The organism is Mesorhizobium sp. f-mel (assembly GCF_053850215.1).
This window is the reverse complement of sequence record NZ_JBSPTO010000015.1, coordinates 1-14,989: the sequence shown is the minus strand read 5'-3', so window position 1 is coordinate 14,989 and position 14,989 is coordinate 1. Positions and strand designations below refer to the sequence as shown.

At 61.2% G+C, this 14,989-nt stretch carries 17 protein-coding genes and 1 pseudogene; 4 read left to right on the top strand and 14 right to left on the bottom strand.

What is annotated here, in order from left to right:
* Positions 1–25: 25 nt before the first annotated feature.
* Positions 26–859, top strand: coding sequence for a dihydropteroate synthase (folP, locus tag ACWUKX_RS18715; RefSeq protein WP_456008326.1), 834 nt, complete (start codon positions 26–28; stop codon positions 857–859).
* Positions 860–870: 11 nt separating this feature from the next.
* Here folP and pqqE read toward each other — a convergent pair whose 3' ends face one another.
* From pqqE to pqqB, 4 genes are read right to left on the bottom strand one after another with little or no spacing between them, the layout of a single operon-like run.
* Positions 871–1,992: a pyrroloquinoline quinone biosynthesis protein PqqE gene (gene pqqE, locus ACWUKX_RS18710; RefSeq protein WP_456008325.1), complete on the bottom strand. Its 1,122-nt coding sequence runs from the start codon at positions 1,990–1,992 to the stop codon at positions 871–873.
* Positions 1,989–2,285 (bottom strand): pyrroloquinoline quinone biosynthesis peptide chaperone PqqD, encoded by a 297-nt coding sequence (pqqD, locus tag ACWUKX_RS18705; RefSeq protein ID WP_127208872.1) that lies wholly within the window; start codon positions 2,283–2,285, stop codon positions 1,989–1,991. Before pqqD ends, pqqE begins: the two co-directional genes overlap by 4 nt.
* Positions 2,282–3,040, bottom strand: coding sequence for a pyrroloquinoline-quinone synthase PqqC (gene pqqC, locus ACWUKX_RS18700; RefSeq protein ID WP_456008324.1), 759 nt, complete (start codon positions 3,038–3,040; stop codon positions 2,282–2,284). The genes pqqD and pqqC overlap by 4 nt, the downstream gene beginning before the upstream one ends.
* A complete protein-coding gene (gene pqqB / locus ACWUKX_RS18695) occupies positions 3,037–3,975 on the bottom strand; it encodes a pyrroloquinoline quinone biosynthesis protein PqqB (RefSeq protein WP_456008323.1) in 939 nt (312 codons plus the stop codon). The genes pqqC and pqqB overlap by 4 nt, the downstream gene beginning before the upstream one ends.
* 220 nt (positions 3,976–4,195) lie before the next feature.
* On the opposite strand from pqqB, the gene ACWUKX_RS18690 reads away from it, so the two are divergent.
* On the top strand, positions 4,196–4,333 hold the full coding sequence (locus tag ACWUKX_RS18690) for a hypothetical protein (protein ID WP_164547143.1): 138 nt from the start codon (positions 4,196–4,198) through the stop codon (positions 4,331–4,333).
* 59 nt (positions 4,334–4,392) lie between these two features.
* Here the strand turns inward: ACWUKX_RS18690 and ACWUKX_RS18685 are convergent, their stop codons facing one another.
* The 4 genes from ACWUKX_RS18685 to ACWUKX_RS18670 form a co-directional block, all read right to left on the bottom strand.
* Entirely contained in the window at positions 4,393–4,950 is a 558-nt protein-coding gene (locus ACWUKX_RS18685; RefSeq protein WP_127317116.1) for a PQQ-dependent catabolism-associated CXXCW motif protein, read from the bottom strand.
* 10 nt (positions 4,951–4,960) lie between these two features.
* The gene (locus ACWUKX_RS18680; RefSeq protein WP_456008322.1) at positions 4,961–5,824 is read right to left on the bottom strand and encodes a quinoprotein dehydrogenase-associated putative ABC transporter substrate-binding protein; all 864 of its coding nucleotides are present in this window, start codon (positions 5,822–5,824) and stop codon (positions 4,961–4,963) included.
* 1 nt (position 5,825) lies between these two features.
* Positions 5,826–6,350 (bottom strand): c-type cytochrome, methanol metabolism-related, encoded by a 525-nt coding sequence (locus ACWUKX_RS18675; RefSeq protein ID WP_456008321.1) that lies wholly within the window; start codon positions 6,348–6,350, stop codon positions 5,826–5,828.
* A gap of 180 nt (positions 6,351–6,530) precedes the next feature.
* Positions 6,531–8,429 (bottom strand): methanol/ethanol family PQQ-dependent dehydrogenase, encoded by a 1,899-nt coding sequence (locus ACWUKX_RS18670; protein ID WP_455846876.1) that lies wholly within the window; start codon positions 8,427–8,429, stop codon positions 6,531–6,533.
* 700 nt (positions 8,430–9,129) lie between these two features.
* Here ACWUKX_RS18670 and ACWUKX_RS18665 point away from each other — a divergent pair.
* Positions 9,130–9,471, top strand: a complete 342-nt coding sequence (locus tag ACWUKX_RS18665) for a hypothetical protein (protein ID WP_455846877.1) — start codon at positions 9,130–9,132, stop codon at positions 9,469–9,471.
* 54 nt (positions 9,472–9,525) lie between these two features.
* On the opposite strand, the gene ACWUKX_RS18660 is transcribed toward ACWUKX_RS18665, so the two are convergent.
* From ACWUKX_RS18660 to ACWUKX_RS18635, 6 genes are all read right to left on the bottom strand, one after another.
* A complete protein-coding gene (locus ACWUKX_RS18660) occupies positions 9,526–10,389 on the bottom strand; it encodes a quinoprotein dehydrogenase-associated SoxYZ-like carrier (RefSeq protein ID WP_456008320.1) in 864 nt (287 codons plus the stop codon).
* Positions 10,390–10,506: 117 nt separating this feature from the next.
* On the bottom strand, positions 10,507–11,475 hold the full coding sequence (locus tag ACWUKX_RS18655) for a quinoprotein relay system zinc metallohydrolase 2 (RefSeq protein WP_456008319.1): 969 nt from the start codon (positions 11,473–11,475) through the stop codon (positions 10,507–10,509).
* A 36-nt stretch (positions 11,476–11,511) separates the two neighbouring features.
* Complete coding sequence (locus ACWUKX_RS18650) at positions 11,512–12,252, bottom strand: ABC transporter ATP-binding protein (RefSeq protein WP_456008456.1); 741 nt, start codon at positions 12,250–12,252, stop codon at positions 11,512–11,514.
* Positions 12,221–13,048 carry an ABC transporter permease gene (locus ACWUKX_RS18645; protein WP_456008317.1) on the bottom strand — a complete coding sequence of 276 codons (828 nt, stop codon included), beginning with the start codon at positions 13,046–13,048 and terminating at the stop codon, positions 12,221–12,223. Before ACWUKX_RS18645 ends, ACWUKX_RS18650 begins: the two co-directional genes overlap by 32 nt.
* Entirely contained in the window at positions 13,045–14,031 is a 987-nt protein-coding gene (locus ACWUKX_RS18640; protein ID WP_456008454.1) for an ABC transporter substrate-binding protein, read from the bottom strand. The genes ACWUKX_RS18645 and ACWUKX_RS18640 overlap by 4 nt, the downstream gene beginning before the upstream one ends.
* Before the next feature lie 39 nt (positions 14,032–14,070).
* Positions 14,071–14,280 (bottom strand): hypothetical protein, encoded by a 210-nt coding sequence (locus ACWUKX_RS18635; RefSeq protein ID WP_065010914.1) that lies wholly within the window; start codon positions 14,278–14,280, stop codon positions 14,071–14,073.
* A 570-nt stretch (positions 14,281–14,850) separates the two neighbouring features.
* On the opposite strand from ACWUKX_RS18635, the pseudogene ACWUKX_RS18630 reads away from it, so the two are divergent.
* Positions 14,851–14,989, top strand: a pseudogene (locus ACWUKX_RS18630) (c-type cytochrome); the annotation flags it as partial.

The window sequence follows — 14,989 nt, the reverse complement described above, 5'->3', positions numbered from 1 at the left end:
TTCTAGTATGCCGGAAGGTTGATGCATGACGCGCTGGCACCTTGCTCATGGACGGCATCTCGACATTGGCGCGAAATCGTTGCTGATGGGGATTTTGAACGTTACGCCGGACAGTTTTTCCGACGGGGGGGAATTCGATCGGCCGGAGCCGGCGCTCCAGCAGGCGCGGCGAATGATCGGCGAGGGCGCGGCGATCATCGATGTCGGCGGCGAATCCACCCGGCCCGGAGCCGGCGCCGTTTCGGCGCGCGAGGAACAATCGCGAATCCTCCCGGTCATCGAGGCGCTGTCGTCCGACGGCGGCACCGTCGTTTCGGTCGACACCTATCGGGCCGAGACGGCGCGACTGGCGGTCGCTGCGGGCGCACATATCGTCAACGACGTGCATGGCCTGCAGCGCGAGCCCGACATCGCGCATGTCGCGGCGGAAACCGGGGCCGGCCTCGTCATAATGCACACCGGGCGCGGCCGCGAAAAACTGGCGGATGTGATCGCCGACCAGTTCCTGTTTCTGAACAGATCGCTGGAGATCGCGCGCGACGCCGGCATCCCGGACGACCGGATCGTGCTGGACCCGGGCTTCGCCTTCGCCAAGGACGGAGAGGAAAACCTTGAGCTTATGGCTCGCTTCGGTGAATTGCGCGCTCTCGGTTTTCCATTGCTGGTCGGCACGTCACGCAAGCGTCTTGCCCGTCACCTGGTCGGCGGAAGCGACGAGGGGCGAGACGTCGGCACAGCGGCGACCAGCGTCATCTTGCGGCTGAAGGGCGCTTCGATCTTTCGCGTGCACAATGTCGCGGTCAATCGCGATGCACTGGCTTTCGCCGACGCGGTGCGCGAGTGCGAGACGGTGGAATAGAAGAGCGCGCGTCAGGCGGGCTCGGTCACGACGCCGATCCGCCGGTAGACGAATTGTTCGTCGTTCGAAGGAACTGCCGCAGCACGCTGGGCTTCGTCGATCAGCATTGCCATGCGCGCATGGATCGGCGATTTCGCGCAAGCCGGGTCCGTCGCGGCGGCATCGCCGGCGATCGCCATCGCCTGGCAGCGGCAGCCGCCCCAGTCGATCTCACGCCGCTCGCAGCTGCGGCAGGGCTGCTGCATCCAGTCGGTGCCGCGAAAGGCGTTGAATGCCGGCGAATCCGTCCAGATCTCGGCCAAGCTGCGCGGTCCGAAACGCTCAAAACTGAGCGACGGGATGGTCTGTGCGGCATGGCATGGCAGCACGGTGCCGTCCGGCGCCACCATGAAGGCGTCGCGCGCCCAGCCGCCCATGCACGGCTTGGGATAGATGGCGAAATAATCCGGCGTGACGAAATCGATGTTCATGATGCCGGTGAGCCGTTCGCGCGCCGCCGCGACGATCTCCGCCTGACGGTCGACCGCAGCACGCTCTGGCATCAGTTGATCGCGATTGGTCAGCGCCCAGCCGGCATACTGCACGTTGGCGATCTCGAGCCGCTCCGCGCCCAGCGAAAGGGCCAGATCGATGAATTCCGGCACCTCCTCGATGTTGTGGCGATGGATCGGCGCGTTGATGGTAAGCGGCAGGCCGGCTACGCGCGCGCGGCGTGCCGTCTCCAGCTTCTTTTCGTGGCCGCCTTTGTGGTTGCCGATGCGGTCGGTGGTCGCCGGACGTGCGCCTTGGAAGCTCAGCTGCAGATGGTCGAGCCCGGCTTCGGCAAACGCCTCGATGCGGCCTTCGGCAATGCCGACGCCGGCGGTGATCAGGTTGGTGTAGACGCCGCGCGCCGAAAGCCCGGCGATCAATTGCTCGAGGTCGCGGCGCAGCGTCGGTTCGCCGCCCGACAGATGCACCTGGAGAACGCCGAGATCGGCGGCCTGCGAGAACAGGTCGAGCCAGGTCTGTGTATCGAGTTCGCGATTGGCCTTCAGCAATTCGAGCGGATTGGAGCAATAAGGGCATTGCAGCGGGCAGCGATGCGTCAGTTCCGCAAGCATGCCGATCGGAGGGAGAAGGGGCTCGCTCATAGCTTCACCAGCAGCTTGTCCGACCATTCCTGCAGGAAGGCGACGACGTCGGCCGCCACGGCCTCCTGTTCGGCGTCATAATCCGCGGCAAGGTCGGCAATGATGTGGCCGACCGTGGACCGTCCATCGCAGCGGCGCAATATGTCGAGGCTGATGTCGTTCGGCCAAAATACTTTTTCCGGCGAAAGCACGGCGAAGGCCTGCCGCACGGGATCGTACTGTATGCGCACGTGCTTCGGCAGCGAAGGCACCGATCGTGACGACACCAAAGCTCTTTCGCGCAGCGCCATCATCGGGCTGTCTCCGGACGGAAGGCGCCGGGCGGGATGTTTCCCGGCTCGGCATAAGCGTGTTGAAGCGCGTCGAGCATGGCCCAGAGTATATCGCATTTGAACACCAGCGCATCGATCGCCTGCTGCTGGCGCTCCGCCGTGTCGGCATGGCTGAGCACGTAGGCGAGGGCAAAGTCGGCGTCGCGCGAGGCCTGTTCGGGCCGTCGGGTGAAGTAGGCCAGCGTATCCTCGGTGATGTAATCGTATTTGGCCAGCATCGCCGGCACCCGCTCGCCGATGATGAGCGGCGAAAACATCTCGGTCAGCGACGACGCGACCGCCTCGAACAGCGTCCGGTTCGTGCAAAAGGAGAGGTAAGCGCCGACCGCGAAACGTGTCGTCGGCAGCGCCAGCCTTTCGCTCTTCACCGCATCGGCGTCGAGGCCGAGCGAGGTCGCCAGATGCAGCCAACGCGCGATACCGCCGCTCCAGCCGTCCTCGCCATCATGGTCCTCGATGCGTTTGCGCCAGGCGGCGCGAAACGCCGGGTCCTCGGCATTTGCGAGAATCATGGCATCCTTGCGCGGGATGACAGCCTGGTAGCAGTAGCGGTTGAGCGCCCAGGCCTGCATCTCGGTCCTCGACAGCGCACCACTGGTCATCCTGTGATGGAAAGGATGGCGGTTGTGATAGCGCTCGGCACCGACCTGACGCAGCACGGCTTCGAGCTCGCTGAAGGACAGGCCGTTCCTGGCCGCGTCGTGGAAATCACTCAAAATTCCATCTCCATCCCGTCGCCGGCGACTTCCCAGCCGGCCGCTTTGACCGCTGCGTGTTCGGCGGAATTCTCGTCCAGAACGGGGTTGGTGTTGTTGATGTGGACGAAGACACGGCGGCCGATCCTTACATCGGCTAAGGCGGCGATCGAACCCGCGTCTCCCGACATTGCCAGATGCCCCATGCGCGCCCCGGTTTTTTGGCCGACGCCGGCAGCAATCATCTCGTCGTCCGTGTAGACCGTGCCGTCGAACAGGAGGGAGGCGGCATCGGCTAGAAGCGTGCGCAGGGTCGCATCGATGCGCGCGCAGCCCGGGATATAGAAGACGGAGCCGCGACTGCCGGTACCGGCGATACGGACGCCGATCGTGTCTCCGGACTCGGAGCTGAAATTGGCATCCGGCTGGCCTCTTTCCTCAAGATAGAGCGCTATCTTTCCGGGCACCGGAAAGCTCTCGACAATCACGCCGGTGTCGTTGCCGTTTGCATCGCAGATCGCCAGTTCTTCCGCCGGCGGCAAGATGCGTCGTGGCACGAGCGTCGGATCGAGAACATTGAAAATCGAATTCGCCTCCAGCGTTGCCAGAACCTTTGTCGTTGCGTAGATGGCGAAGGGCTGCCGCTCACGCAAGCTAAGCAGGCCGGCGACATGGTCGACATCGGCATTGGTCAGCACCACCGCACGAATAGGTGTCGAACGCAGCGGCGCATCGTGCGCGGGCTGCAATTCAGGCGTTTGCGCAATCTGCTGGCGAATATCGGGCGAGGCGTTGAAGAGCACCCAGCCGGCCCCATCCACTGACGCGGCGATGCTTGATTGGGTTCGCGAATGCACGCCGGCCATCCCGGTGCGAGCCGCGCGGCTCAGGCGATGGTTGCAATTCCATTGCGGAAAGCCGCCGCCTGCCGCCGAGCCGATGATTTTCAAGCGCATTGCAATGCCCGCTCTGCGGCTCACTCAACCAACAGCAACTTTTCGACCGCGAATGGCTTCTCGCCCGTATTGAACGCGCCAAAGCCTTTCACGAAGACCTCGCGCGGCAAGGCAGTGCGTGCCCCCGTTGCCAGGGACACGCACCTCTGCGGCCTACTTCTTGGGAGGAATTTCAGCAGGCAGATACCGCGAAATTTCGAAGCCCGCAGCAACTTGGCACATGGTCGGTTTCGTCCAGCTCTTCTTCATGGCATTTCTCCTCTTCTACCAGCCCGAAGGGGCCGATCCTTTTCTCAGTCAACCATTGCTGGGCACCATTGCAATGGCTCGTCCATCAGCTCTCAAAATGGACAAATGAAACGGTAGGTTCTTAAAACTCGAAAAACAAGACGATCGAAAGTAACAATATGCTCATGCTCAATTGCTGATCACGTAAGGCTTCTTCTCCTCCAGCGGAAGGTTTGCACGTTCCCATCCATCGGCGCCGGGCGGATACCAGATCACCGAGCTGTAGCCCCACTCGACGGCCCGTTTCGCAGCATTCCACGACATCCAGCAATTCGTCATGCAGTAGAACAAAATCGCGCGCGACTTGTCGGCACCGGCTTCGGCCGCGAGGCCTTGGCGAAAATAGTTGGCGGTCTCCTCGGAGATAGCGCCGTAACCGACATTGGCCAGCCAGGTGCTGCCCGGGATGTCCTTTCTGATCGTGTCTCTCCAAATCGTTCCTGCCGGCAAATTAGCCGGCTTCGGCGTGTTCGGCATGACGTCGAAGAACACCGCCTTCTTCTCCCGCCACAGCGCCTCCGCCTCTGCTGTCGTCACCACGCTTGCGCCCCGCAGCGTCTGCGGCACCGGCGCCCGATAATCGTTCATCCGGTAGCCGCCGGGCTCGGCGACATCGCCAGCCCACATCGGTGGGGTCAGACCCAGAAGGCCCGCAGCGACCAGCAAAATCGTCTCCTTTCCCTTCATACCGGTTTCGTCATTGCGTGATCGGATTATCGTGTTCGTCGATCAGCGGCACATTGTAGTCCAGCAGGATCCTGTTGATCTCCGCCTGGTTTTCCCTGATCACCCGGTTGAGCGTCCGCTTCCATTCCTGGTCGGATGGACGCACGCCCATGGTGATGCGGTAGGACATGCGCGAGCCGGTTTTTTCCGTCACCAGCGGAACGATCGTGAGATCGGCGCCGAGTTCCTTGGCGTAGTAGCCTGCCATCGGTCCCCACATGACAGCCGCATCGATCTTGCCGGCAAGCATGTCCTTGATCATGACTTCCCCCATGGAAGGGGTGAGGCGCGTATCCACCGCCAGCGGATAGATTTTTGCCGTTCGCAAGAGCTTGTTGGCGGCCATATTGGCAGTCGGCGGCGTGCTTTCGACGACACCGATCTTCTTGCCGGTGAGTTTCGGATCCTCGATCGTCTCGACGCCTTCCATGCCGTTGCCCTTCGGGTGCACCAGCACATAGGAGGAGCGATAGTAGGCGTTGGTGTTCTGCACCAGCTCATCGCCCTGAGCGTAACCCATGATGATGTCGCATCGGTTGGCCGCCAGCGTGTTGCGCACGAAGCCAGCGACAACAGGAAACCATGTATAGGCGACGGACTTGCGGCCCGTTTTCGCGGCAACCAGTTCGGCCAGCCTGTTTTCGAAGCCTTCGCCGCTCTCGTCGGTGAAAGGCATGTTCGAAGGATCGGCGCAGACGCGCAGAATGTCGGGGTCGACCAGTTCTCCCGCGGCACCAAGGCCGGCGTCCTGCGCCTGGGCGTTCGAAGTCAGCAAGGCGAGTGCGCCGAGCATCGGCAGGACAAAGCGCAGCTTCGACGCATCACGGTCAATCATATCATCCACCCATACAGGATGCTTCGGCATCCTTCGCTGCCTGTGGCTTGTCTGCTTTCTTCGGCGGCCTGCCGCGGGGCGCCGCACCGTCGGCGCGGGCACGCAGATAGACGTAGAGATCATCCATGTAGCAATAGACGTTCTTATTGTCGCCAAAGGCTGGCATGACGTTCTCCTTGCCGCCGCCGACATTCTTGCGGCCTTCGGCGACGATCGAGAGGAACGTGGCGTAATCCATGGTTTTCAGGCTGTTGACCAGGGCCGGCGCATAGCTCGAACCTGTGCCGTCCGGTCCGTGACAAACATGGCAATCGGAGTGATACCGGCGGTAACCGCTGAATGTGTACCAATCGACGGTTCCGTTTTCGATTTTGTAGGTCGGATTTCCCTCCGCGTCGAAATACTTGCCGTCCTCTTCCGTCGCCACCTTGGCTTTTTCCGCGCTGTCCGAGGCCTGCGCGAGACTTGAACTTGCCAGCGGCAGCAGAACCAGAGCGAGAGCGGAAATTACAAGGCGAACGGACATTCAGACTCTTCCTTCATTGCGCCTGCACACGGTCTTGCTGTCGTGAAGCGGCATTGATCGATGTTTTGGGTGCGCGGCGAAATTGAGAGCCCGGTCCTGGCTTCCCGGTGATCCGGGCTCTCGCTTTTCAAGCCTTGGTCTTCTCACAAGACCCCGAGGCGTGCCTTAGGTTCCCGTGTATCAGTCCGGGAGACCGAAGACGGTGAGCTGGCCGCCTAGCGTCGTATAGTCGGCAAGTGCTGCGTAGCCACCGACCGCGCCCAGACCAGCAGTCCCAACGACCGCGGTCTCGTCGCCTTGCTCACGGCCCTGATCGACGGCGCCATGCCAGGCAGCGGCATTATCAGGCGAAAGCAGTCCGCCTGCCAGACCAATACCGGCCCATCCGCCGACGCCGGACAGAACGGCGATGTACTGCTTGCCGTCGTGCTCGTAGGCCGTGATGTTGCCGATGATGCCGGACGGGGTCTTGAACTTGTAGAGTTCATTGCCGTCATGATCGACCGCCTTGATGTAGCCCTCGAGCGTGCCGTAGAATACGACATCGCCGTCGGTTGCCAGCGCGCCCGACCACACCGAGAACTTCTCGGGCTTCGACCAGACGATCTCGCCCTTGGCAGCATCCCAGGCAATGAAGTTGCCCATGTGGTCTTCTCCAGGGGGAGGATACATCGACACGGTGGCGCCCACGTAAGGCTGGCCGGCAGTGTAGCTCACCTTATAAGGCTCATAGTCCATGCAGACATGGTTTGTCGGCACGTAGAACAGGCCGGTCTTCGGCGAATAGGCCGCCGGTTGCTGGTCCTTGGTTCCAAGCGCCGCCGGGCAGATGCCCGTCGTGTTGGTGTCTTCGCCGTTCTGCTGGGTCGAATATTTGGCCACGACCTGCGGGCGGCCATACTGGTCGCTGCTGGGGTCCATGTTGACTTCCGTCGCCCAGTTCACTGCCGGATCGTATTTCTTGGCGACGAGAAGTTCGCCAGTGGCGCGATCCATGGTGTAGGCAAAGCCGTTGCGGTCGAAATGCACCAGCACGTCGCGCTTGGCACCGTTGACCTCCATGCCGTCGACGAGAATCATCTCGTTGATGCCGTCAAAGTCCCACTCGTCATGCGGGGTCATCTGGTAGAGCCATTTGGCAACACCAGTATCCGCATCGCGAGCCATTATTGTCATCGACCAGCGATTGTCGCCTGGGCGCTGCACCGGGTTCCATGTCGAGGGATTGCCGGTACCATAGTAAACCAGGTTCAGCTTGGGATCATAGGAATACCATCCCCATGTCGTGCCGCCGCCTGTCTTCCACTGTTCGCCTTCCCAGGTGTTCGTGCCGGAATCCTTTCCGACAGGTTTGCCGAGATGGGTGGTCTTTTCGGGATCGATCAGGGTGTCTGCGTCCGGACCTTCCGAATAGGCTTTCCAGGCGAGCTTGCCGTCTGCCAGATTGTAGGCAGCCAGCCAGCCCCGAACGCCGAATTCAGCGCCGGAGACGCCGACGAGCACCTTGTCCTTGACGACCACAGGCGCTGACGTACCGGATTCGCCCTTTCCGCCGTCGGTCTGCTCGCCGTTCTTGACCGACCAGACAACCTTGCCGGTCTTGGCATCGAGCGCGACGACGGTGGTGTCAGCCTGGTTGAGAATGATCTTGCCGTCGCCATAGGCGACGCCACGATTGACCGTGTCGCAGCACATGATCCCAATGACATTGGGGTCTTGCTTGGGCTCGTATTTCCAGAGGATCTTTCCGTCATTGTTGAGATCGAGAGCATAGACTGTGTTCGGGAACGGCGCGTGGACATACATCACGTCGCCGATGATCAACGGCCCGCCTTCATGGCCGCGCAACACGCCAGTGGAGAAGCTCCACTTGACCTGCAGGTTCTTCACATTGTCCTTGGTGATCTGGTTAAGTTTGGAAAAGCGGGTGTTGGCGTAGTCACCCGTCTGCATCACCCAGTCCTTGGGATTTTCGGCCATTTTCATCAGTTCTTCATTGGCCGACGTCATGTGGACCGCGCCGAACGACATGAGCGCCGCGGTCGTTAGTAGGTAGGCAGTTTTCGCAAGTACACGCATCAAAGTCCTCCCAGGGTTCACAATGACGAATCGTCCGTCGAGCCCACGAGGGCTTGCCCAAGCGATTCATGTGGGGGAAGTATTTCCGGCAGCGTGTCACGACCTAAGCCGAATGAGCAGAGGGCACCGTTACTGCCCATCCCACTTGGCCTACGAAAGACTGTCGCCGCTCCCTAATGACGGTGACGCCCTTGAAGCCGGAAACAGGATGAAGCTATGTCATCCCCAGGCGGAAGGCAAGAAAAATCACTTCTGGCTATGTTGCACTGCAATATAGAGAAATAGATATGAAAAAATCCATACAGAAAGCTATTGATCGACTGTGAACGAGGCTGGATTTATATAACTTCCCCAATTTTGCGTATTTTTTTGGCGGAATGTATTGATTTTTATTTATGAATATTCATTGGTTCGTGTGATGTTAAGTATGCGCCCGTCGCTCCGGGTGCCGATAGTGAAGGAGACATGAAATGAAGGTCAGCACCACGATTCACAGCGGATGATCGTGCTGTCTGGGAGGCCTTTTGTCGGCCGGCACGGCCTTGCTCCTTTGGTACTATATGGCCAGCAAGAGAACTTGACGGGGGTGATGGCACGAGGCCAACTGGTGCGGTGATCCTGTCTCGATCCATGGGCTCGACCCATTGGGCTCGACCCATCGGGCTCGATCTATCATGTCCGCGCCAACGGAGGGTTCCCCATGCTCAGATATGTCGGCTTGTCGACCTTGCCGCTGTTGCTGGCCTTCGCCAATCCGGCCGGTGCCGCCGGAGATTATCCAACAACGACAGTTGTCGACTATGTGCTCGGCTGCATGCAGACGAATGGCCGGACACGTCAGGCGCTGGAAAGCTGTTCCTGCTCGATCGACGTCATCGCCTCGATCCTTCCGTTCGAGGATTATGAAAGGGCCGAGACCTTCAAGAGCATGTCCCTGACGACAGGGGAGCGTTCGGGACTGTTTCGCGAAAGCGCGCCGGCAAAAGCCGCAAGCACGGAACTGAAGCGCGCGCAGGCGGAAGCCGACGTGCGCTGCTTTTAGACCGTGTAGGAGCGCCGACGGCGGGAGACAACCGCTGCATACGGTATCGAGGCTTCAGAGTCCTGTAGCCTCCAGTGGCCATTGATCTCGAAACACCTTGCCGTCCGTATCAATCGCTTCGACCTGGATTTGGGCAGTGCCGTGCGCCGTGAAATCGAACCGGAAATTGGGGTCTTCCGAAATCGATATCCCGCCTTCCATCGAGAGGATCGGCCGGTCTGCCTGCGAGATCGACAATTTCTGAACGAAATGCGCGGGGATGAAGTGCTGGGTCAACGGGTTCCGCTGCAGGCCCGAATTGTTCGGGTGGCGGATCATCAGCTGCAATTCCTGCGCCTTTGTCATCGTCTCTTGCGGCGGGAACTGGCGCAGCTTCATCTGCCCCATTGTCGCCATCGCCTCGTCCTGGTTCTTGACCGCCGGGGCCGAGCATCCGCCTGACGCCTTGACGAAGGTCTGAGCCATGTGAAGTTCACCGCTCTGGGTTTCTGCTATGGCACGCAGATAGGAATAGTCGTTGACGCGCACGCGCGTCGACAGATGCGTCACGCCGGCGTCCTTGCCGATCTGGAACGTCGCCGCCACCGGTGCCGGATTGACGTCGATGATCAAGGTGACGGATTTGATGCCGTCGGGTGCCTTGGCCGGGTCGATATAGACGTCGACAGGCACGATGGCGGCATCCTGCGCCCGCTTCGGCGCCTCGACCCTGACGACGCCGGTATCGATCAGAATTGCCCGATCGCCGAACACGTCGCCTTTCAAATCCTGCCAGATCCTGTCCGAAGACGCGGCTGTTTGTTGCGCGTGGGCGGCTCCGGAGGAGCCAAAGAGCGTGCCGACGGCCAGGATGATCGCGGCAAAAATGGCTGCGAGCGGCAAGGCGAGCTGCCGGCTCCGGTAAGAATGGTTCTGCATTTCGATGCCTCCACCAATGTCAGAGAGGTGGTGCCCAGGCCGATGTCGAGGATAGGCCTTTGACGATGCCTTGGCAAATCGATCCACTTCATCCCGTCCAACGCTTGTCGGTGTGATCTATTCCCATTCGACTTCGGCAAAGGCGGCCGTTGCATTGCGCTCGTTGTAGTCGTCGAACATATGCCAATTGCCCCGTTCGCTTGCGCCGGCGGTCTTGACTGCCTCGCTGAGCGGCGTCCCGTCGACGATCGCCTTGCGAATATCGCGCGCCAGAACTTCGAAATAGCGCCGCTCCGCCGTCAGCGCCTCCGGCCAGTCGGCCGGCACCGGGCCATGACCCGGAACGGCGCGCACGGCGCCGATCGCGGCGAGCGCATCCATCTGGCGAAGCCAACCGAGCAGCGATCCGTCGAGCGTCGGCAAGGAACCTATGAAAACGAGATCGCCGGCAAACAGCGTGTGGGTCGCGCTGTCGAAGACGGTCAGGTCGTTGTCGGTGTGAGCCGCTTTCCATGCCTGCAATTCGAGCACGCGTCCACCGAGGTCGAGCTGCAGGCGATCATCGACCAGCATCGTCGGCGGTATGATCTCGACCCCTCTCATGAGCGCGTCGCCGATCTGTTCGCGGAAGCTTTGCAGGTAGAACGCGCCGCGTGCCTCGAGCGCGCGCGGCAGATTGCGATGGCCGACGATGGTCGCGCCGATCTCCCGGAATGCCGCATTGCCGAAGATGTGGTCGGGGTGCATGTGGGTGTTGATCAGGTAGCGAACCGGCCTGGCGGTTATTTTGCCGATCGCGGCGATGAAGGCGTTCGCCTCGATCAGGCTGCCGCCGCTGTCGATGACGGCAACAGCGTCGGTGCCGACGACGACGCCCAGGTTCGAGATCGCGCCCTGGTTGGCGGCGCTCATCAATGCATCGACGCCCCGGAAAGCGAAGACGCCGTCGGCGATTTTCCTGAGCTTGAATTCAAGGCCGGCCGCGGCGAGAGCGGCCCGCCCGAGGCAACAGGGCAGCATCGCGGCGCTGACCGCGGTGCAGGCGAAGCCGTTCACAAGCTTGCGTCGTACCCTGTCGATCGGCATGGCGTTCCCCACTATGCATTCCGAACCGTAAGGCGATCAGGCCACGCCTGGGAATTTTTGATGGAACGACCGCAAGAGGTCGCTCATCACCTGTGGATTGCGATATTGCCGCGGCAGCTTTACGTCGAACATGCCGAGCACATGGGCCGGCCGCTGCGTAAGAACGATTATGCGATCCGACAGCATCAGCGCCTCGCGCAGATTGTGGGTTACCATCAGGGCCGTCGTAGGCCGCGCCGACCAGACGGTCAAAAGCAGGTGCCGAAGCCGCTCGGCAGTCCGTTCGTCGAGCGAGGCAAAGGGTTCGTCCAGGAAAAGCACCGCCGGTTCGGTGGCGAAGGCCCTGGCAAGTGCTGCCCTGCGCGCAAGCCCGAGCGAAAGCTCGGCCGGATAGAGCGAGCGCATGCCGGCGAGGCCGAGCGTGTCGAACAGCCCGTCGAGATTTTTCGTTCTCAGGCTTTTCGGCAGCGCCAGCCTGACATTCTGCTCCACTGTCCGCCACGGCAGCAAGATTGGCTCCTGGAATACTGCGGCGATCCGGTTGGAGCCGCCTTCAGGCAGTTGGAATGAGCCGGAAAAGTCGTTGTCCAATCCAAGCAGGATGCGCAGCGTCGTGGTCTTGCCGCAACCCGACGGTCCCAGCAAGCAGGCGAATTCGCCTTGCCGGACCTCGAAGGAAAGGTCCTGGAGCGCCGTGATCGAGACGCCTTGCGCGGACCTGAAGGTCTTTTCGGCGATGTCGACCCTAAGCGGGACGACGGCGCCAACGGGTTGCATGTCGTTCAACGGGCTGCACCAGAAGGAGTTCGATGACAAGCATCACCGCCACGAAAGCCAGCGTATAGGCAAGGATGGCGGCGACGTCGAAGAGCTGGAAATAAAGATAGATCTGGAAGCCGACGCCGTTGGAGCGGCCGAGCAGTTCGACCACCAGGACAATCTTCCAGATGAGAGCGATGCCGGATCGTGAGGCGGCGGCAAGATAGGGCTGCAGTTGCGGCAGCAGGACGTGGCGGACACGGTCGAGAAGACCGAAGCGGTAGACGGCGGCCATTTCGGCGTAACTCGGATCAAGCGCTCTGGCGCCTTCGCGCATCGTCACCACGACATTGGGGATCTTGTTGACGGCAACCGCGCCAATCGCCGCCGCTTCGTTGAGGCCGAACCAGATATAGGCGAGCACGATGACCACCAGCGCGGGAATGTTGAGGAACAGAACCACCCAGGGACTGAAGAACCGGTCTGCGCTGCGGTGGCTGCCGAGGAGAACGCCTATGACCGAGCCAACAACCATCGCGACGACATATGCCGCGGCAACCCGGCCGAGTGTCGCGCCGAGATGGTAGAAAAGGTCGCCGTTCGCCGCCTCTGCGAGCAAAACCTGCCAAACCTGTCCCGGCCCTGGAAAGGCACGGCTCGGCCAGGCATTTGCCGCAAGACCCCACAGCAGGCAAAGCCCGAGCAGAGAGACCGCGACCGTCAGCACGGGTGTCAGCGCCGTTGCAAGGCTGGATTGGCTGGAGATATCGGCCACGACGCCCGGCGGGCGATCGCCGGTATCAGGTGCGCTCATTGCGGGAGCTCCTGCCAGAACGTGCCTGGCGCCATTTCCGGCGCGCGGCCGACCAGCTTTTCGCCGCCGATCTCGGCCAGCACGCGGTAGAGCTTGCCGGCGTCGGCCGCATCCTCGGCGACGGGGCGTCTGGGAATGCCCTCGCGATAGCGGTCACGCAGTTTGGCCAATTCCTTGCCCTGTGCGCGGATAATCGGCGCAAGGCGCAGCCACTCATCGTCGGATCTGGCCAGCAAGTCCTTGGACTGCGCCGAAGCCTTGATGAAGCCCCGGACGGCGGCCGGATTTTCGTTCGCCCATTTGTCATGAAAGACATAGCCGAGCGCCGACACGGCGCCCGAGGCCCCGAGGGCTTTCGCCGCATCATCGGCGCCGATCAGCCGACGAAAGCCGTTGGCCTCGAGGCGGGCGCAAAAATGCCAGAAGTTGAGCACCGCATCGAGTTCGCCTTGCATCGCCTTTTCCGAAATCAGCGGCGGCGCGCCAAAGACGATGTCGCTGGTTGCCGGCAGGTCGAGGCCGTGATCGCGTCTGGCCAGCGCCTGGATCAGCAGCCAGCTTTTATCGAGAGGCCCGCCAGCGACGCCGATCTTTTTTCCCTTGAGATCGATGATCGTGCGGATCGGCGTCCCCTCCTTCACCATGATTGCCCCGACGGCGGTCGAATAGGGGACCAACGTGAGGTCGACGCCTTCCGAGCGCTGGCGCGAGACCCACAGCCAGTCGGAGACGATGCTGTCGATCGCGCCGGCCAGCATAGCGACGTTGGTTGCATCCTCGCCGGCGAAATCGATAATCTCCAGATCGATGCCGTTGGCTGCGTCGAACTTGTGTTGCTTCATGGTGTCAAGCGCCCAGCTCACGGTGCCGAACTTCAGCACGCCGATGCGAACCTTGCTCGTGGCGAAGGAGGGTTTTGAGACAAGCGCTGCGGCCGTTCCAAGAGCCGCCAGACGGAGCGTTCCTCGACGCGAAATCATGATGATGTCTCCTCCCGGGGCCGTAACAGGCCGGGGCGCCGATCAGATCGCACGGTCCTTGTTCGGGAAAGCGCATTTCCAGCGCTTGACCTTGAGGGTCGGGTGTTCCTGCGACCATTTCGCGATTTCGCTGGGCGCCAAGACCATACATTGGACGAGAGAGCCACGGCTCTCGAAATAGAGATGCTCGTCTCGGCAATTGCCCGGATTGGTAATCAGGCAAACCGTCAATATGAGGTCGACCATATCCATTCAGCACCTCTTGCGCGCTTAAAGACGCCCGCTTCGGCGAGATCCGGCCCGATCTGCGAGCCTGGACAAAATCGCCATCTGCCGGAGTCCCGAGGTGCCCGTGGAAAACCGGAATGGTTTGAGGCTACGCGTTCGCCCGATGGCCGTCAACAAAGTCGAATGGATAGGGCGCCGGAGCCGAGCTCCTCTGAATTCGGGAAGGACGCCGGCGATACTTGAAAACACAAAACCCGCCTCGGCGGGCGGGTCGTTGGCGCAAATCAGCGCCATTGCCAAGTCAATAGCACAAATGCCGCCACAAAGCAACGAATCGCGAGCTCGCGACCAGGGCAATCGCTTCCGGTTTTGCGCTGCCCTCATCTCCCGTGCCGGGCACTTCTCGCCGTGCCTGCGGTTCACTGGACCTCTGTATGGTTGACATCGCTCATCTGCCGGGTAGCTTCCAAGATGCAGGCGTCGCAACTCCACAGGGGAGAAGCTTTCGCTCTGCCATAATCGACGCATGCCGATGATCAAACAAAGGCATGCGCAAATCGTCCAGGGCACCTTGACGATCAATGAGGAAATGCCATGCGTGCAATCGCGTTTTTCGCCGTCGTGTCCGTTGCGACGTTTATCATGAGCCAATCTCAGGCACAGGATGCCGCCGCGGGTGAGAAGGTCTTCGCCAAATGCAAGGCCTGCCACGTCGTCGACGAGGACAAGAACA